This window comes from Streptomyces sp. NRRL S-495 (genome assembly GCF_000966955.1).
GTDB lineage: Bacteria > Actinomycetota > Actinomycetes > Streptomycetales > Streptomycetaceae > Kitasatospora > Kitasatospora purpeofusca.
This window is the reverse complement of record NZ_JZWY01000858.1, coordinates 1-286: the sequence shown is the minus strand read 5'-3', so window position 1 is coordinate 286 and position 286 is coordinate 1. Positions and strand designations below refer to the sequence as shown.

Genomic DNA, 286 nt, shown 5'->3' with positions numbered 1-286 from the left:
CTTCCCGAATTCGATCGTGCGTCCGGCCATTACTTGCCACCCCCGAGCGTGTAGGTCTCGCCCTTAGCCTTCATGTCGGAAACTCCCCGGCCCTCGCTGAAAACTGAGCGCCAGTCACCGATGACGTGCAATTCGTCGGTGCCAGTGGCCTTGACCACGATCAGGCCGCCTTCGTGCGCCTTGAGCGCCTTGCCCCACAGGTTAGAGAAAGCCTGGGCCCGGATGATGTGCATCCAGTCGGCACGCCGGATTTCGTGGTTGGCGTTGCTCTCGCCCATCGTAGAAA

At 61.2% G+C, this 286-nt stretch carries 1 pseudogene; it reads right to left on the bottom strand.

The annotated features are described in order from the left end of the window. Positions 1-29: 29 nt before the first annotated feature. Positions 30-286: pseudogene (locus tag VR45_RS34960) on the bottom strand (hypothetical protein); the annotation flags it as partial.